This is a genomic window from Clostridia bacterium (assembly GCA_014360065.1).
GTDB lineage: Bacteria > Bacillota > DSM-521 > Neomoorellales > JACIYF01 > JACIYF01.
Genome location: JACIYF010000180.1, coordinates 1 through 3,754, shown reverse-complemented (window position 1 = coordinate 3,754; position 3,754 = coordinate 1). Strand labels below are relative to the sequence as shown.

Sequence of the window (3,754 nt, the reverse complement as noted above, 5' to 3'; positions counted from 1 at the left end):
GCATTAAGCTAGTTACGGCTCCAACGGCGCTTCTCTTTATGCTAGGAGGGGTGCTGGTGGGCATATTTTTTGGAGCCTTACCGGGCATTACTGGAACCATAACTCTAGCTATTCTCATACCCTTTGCAGTCAAAACAAATCCCATCAATGCCCTGGCGTTATTGCTGGGGGCGCATGTGGCGGTTGAATTTGGTGGTTCCATCAGTGCCATCTTGATCAATACACCAGGGACCGGACAAGCGGTGGCCACCTGCTTCGATGGCTACCCGATGGCCCGTAAAGGCCAAGCGGCTCGGGCCATAAGCATCTCGGCCACCTCCTCAGCCATCGGGGGTCTAATCGGGTTTGCAGTCCTGGTGGCAGCTTTGCCGGTAATGCGGAGCCTGGTTATGGCCCTGAGTGCTCCCGAATATTTCATCATGGCTTTTGTCGGACTTACCTTTATCGCCTTGCTGGGAGAGAAATCGGTGGTCAAGGGTCTGATAGCCGGCGGTCTGGGTTTAATGACCGCCATGGTGGGCCTAGACCCGGTGACTAGTACTCCCCGGTATACCTTCCACTGGCTCTACCTTTGGGACGGCATCGACTTAATAGCAGTAGTAGTGGGATTCTTTGCCTTTGCGGAAATGATCGAGCTGGTGCGCAAAGGCACGGCTAGCAGCATAGCCGAAACTGTGGACGTAAAGCCTTCTTTGGTCCAGGTCTGGCAAGGCATCAAAGATACCTTTCGCTACTGGAAAACCCTGCTTCAATGTAGTGCCCTAGGGGTTATCCTCGGCATCGTTCCCGGGCTAGGCGGCACCGTGGCCAACGTGATGGCCTACGGACTGGCCAAAAGAGTTTCTAAAGATACCCATGATTTCGGCCAAGGTGCGCCGGAGGGGGTGTTGGCGCCGGAGAGTGCCAACAATTCCAAGGAAGGCGGGGCCCTCATACCCACCTTGGCCTTTGGCATACCAGGCAGCGCCGCCATGGCCATCTTTTTGAGCGTTTTCATCATGATGGGAATAGTCCCAGGGCCGGAGATGGTGACCAAGAACTTAGATATCACCTTTGCCCTGGCTTGGGTCTTGGCGCTTGCTAATGTTCTTGCCACTCTTATCGGTCTGGGTATGGCCGCTGGTTTGGCTCGCTTTACGTTCGTTCCTACTCGCTATCTGGTTCCAATAGTACTAGGACTGGGGACGGTTGGTGCAAATGTTTCCAGTGACAACATTGGTGGGGTGGTGGTGGCGGTAGTATTTGCTTTCCTGGGCTACGCGTTCAAGCGGTTTGACTACCCCAAGGCTCCCTTTATCGTGGGCCTGGTCTTGGGGACGGTAGTGGAAAGGTATTTACACCTGGCGGTTCGCCTTTACAGTCCCCTTTTCTTCTTAAGGCCTATTTCCCTGGGGATCATCATAGCCACTCTGGCCTTCTTTGCTTGGCAAGTTTGGCGCAATCGCAGGGAGGCGCACAGTAGGGAGGTGACCCAAGCATGAGGCGTCGGGGGGAGATCATTTTTGCGGTTGGTTTAATGGCCCTGGCGGTGGCGTTTGTAGCTGTAGCTCTAGGCTATAACCCCATTGCCCGGCGCATGCCCCTAATTGTGGCCATCTTTACGGTGATTGCTTTGATTGCCTATTTCATTGGACAGCTTGGAGCAGGTAAGAGCGAGGAGGAAAAGGTAGCAAACCAGGGACCTGGCTCGGTTACCAAGTCCGCGGTCGTACCAACCAAGAACGATGTTCGTATCCTGTCGTGGCTACTGGTGCTTCTGGCTTCGGTCTATGCCCTGGGTATCCTGGTTGGGTCGGCTTTATTCACCGTCTTGTTCTACCGCTTTGAAGCTAAGCAAGGGTGGTTAGGATCCGTCATCTTTGGTGTAGTGCTGGCGCTGACCCTCTACGGCGCTTTCCAGGGCGGGCTTCAACTTCGCCTTTATAACGGCTTGGTGATGGAATTCTTTAGTTAGACCGTTGGAAGGACGGTGCAGGACTCTAGGACATGGGAGGTTATTTACTGTGGAAGATGCTTTCAATCCGCGACGCCAAGGTAAGGTTCACTGGCACGAGGAAATAGTACGACCAATTAAAGTAGCGCCTGAGAAGCTGGTCCATAAGAACCCGTTAAAAGATATGTACTACGATGCTCAGGACCGGAAACACAAAGCCCGGGATGTAGACCTCCCTATGCGGACTATGAACATCCATATCTCGGAGATTCCTGTGGGCTCGGCTACTCGGCTTCACAAGCACCACAATGAGGCCGTGATCTACATCATTAAGGGCAAAGGACATACCATGATTCAGGGCCGTAGATTTGACTGGGAAGCGGGAGACTTCCTGTATGTGCCGCCGTTTTGCTGGCACAGCAACCACAATGATGGCGACGAGCCGGCGTATTTTATGGGCATTACTAACAAACGCCTGCTCAACTGGCTGGGGTTAGATCGCAAGGTTGAGGCTGAAGTGCATGTAAGCATGGAAGAAGTAGAAAGGGAAATTGCGGCTGAGGACTATTCTCCCTACTCCTGGTATCGCATCGATCCGGAGCAGGGCATCAGGTTTGGCCCGGACGATAGGAAATAAGGGAGGCTTTCTATTGATGGACCTGCTAGGAGCTGCTGTCCAAGCTTTACAACAGATCTTCACATTCCAGAGCATGGCCCACATGCTCATCGGGGTGAGCCTGGGAACGATTATCGGCATCATTCCCGGCCTGGGGGGCAATTTCTGTTTAGCCATACTAATCCCTTTCATTTTCAGCATGAACCCGGTGGCAGGAATTGCCTTTTTGGAGGGGGCTCATGCAGCAACTGCTACTGGGTCAGCGGTAACCTCTATCCTAATCAATACTCCGGGTGCTTCCTTTAGTGCTGCTACCTGCCTGGATGGCTATCCCATGACCAAAAAGGGAGAGGCAGGGCGGGCTTTAAGTGCGGCGGCAGTGGCGTCTGGCGTAGGAGGAATTATCGGAGCAGCATGCCTGTTGCTAGCTCTGCCCGCTGTTAGGCCGCTGGTCATGGCTTTTAGCCCTCCTGAGTTCTTTGCCTTGACTCTGTTCGGCATAGCCATGATCGCTTTTGTGGGAGAGGGTTCTTTCGGCAAGTCTTTGATATCTGGCTTGCTAGGATTGTTGATCTCCTTCATCGGTAACGATCCTTCCACCGGGATCAATAGGTTCAGCTTTGGTACCACTTACCTTTTTGATGGTATCGATTTAATTCCCGTGGTTATAGGGCTGTTTGCCTTCAGTGAGATGCTGACGCTTATTAAGGAGAGAAGAGGGATAGTCCAGGCCGAGATCGTAGCTCGCGCTACTGCCGCCGGCATCCTGCAAGGGATTTTGGATAACCTGCGCCACTGGTGGTTATTGCTTCGCTGCAGTGTATTGGGGACTTTTCTAGGATTCATCCCGGGTATTGGAGGAGAAGTAGCCGGTTTTATTGCTTATGGGCATGCAGTCCAATCATCCAAAAACCCGGAAGAATTTGGCCAGGGAAGGGTAGAAGGGGTGATTGCTCCTGAATCGGCCAATAATTCCAAGGAAGGTGGTGCTCTCATCCCCACCTTGGCTTTTGGTATCCCGGGTAGCTCTGGGATGGCTATCTTGCTGGGCGCTTTTCTAATTCTTGGCCTTGAACCAGGTCCATCAATGCTGAAAGAGAACCTGCCCATGACCTTAGTGATTGTCTGGACTCTGGCCTTTGCTAACCTCTTTGCTGCCCTGATTTGCCTTGGCCTAGCCAACCCGCTAGCTCGCATTGCCAGGT

The 3,754-nt window shown here is 53.0% G+C and carries 4 protein-coding genes; all 4 read left to right on the top strand.

The window, feature by feature from the left end; translation table 11 throughout:
- Window positions 1-56: 56 nt before the first annotated feature.
- The gene (locus H5U02_14530; GenBank protein MBC7343639.1) at window positions 57-1,481 is read left to right on the top strand and encodes a tripartite tricarboxylate transporter permease; all 1,425 of its coding nucleotides are present in this window, start codon (window positions 57-59) and stop codon (window positions 1,479-1,481) included.
- Window positions 1,478-1,954, top strand: coding sequence for a tripartite tricarboxylate transporter TctB family protein (locus H5U02_14525; protein MBC7343638.1), 477 nt, complete (start codon window positions 1,478-1,480; stop codon window positions 1,952-1,954). Before H5U02_14530 ends, H5U02_14525 begins: the two co-directional genes overlap by 4 nt.
- Before the next feature lie 49 nt (window positions 1,955-2,003).
- On the top strand, window positions 2,004-2,570 hold the full coding sequence (locus tag H5U02_14520) for a cupin domain-containing protein (GenBank protein ID MBC7343637.1): 567 nt from the start codon (window positions 2,004-2,006) through the stop codon (window positions 2,568-2,570).
- Between the two features lie 13 nt (window positions 2,571-2,583).
- Window positions 2,584-3,754 (top strand): tripartite tricarboxylate transporter permease (locus H5U02_14515; GenBank protein ID MBC7343636.1); only part of this gene is annotated, 1,171 nt, incomplete at its 3' end.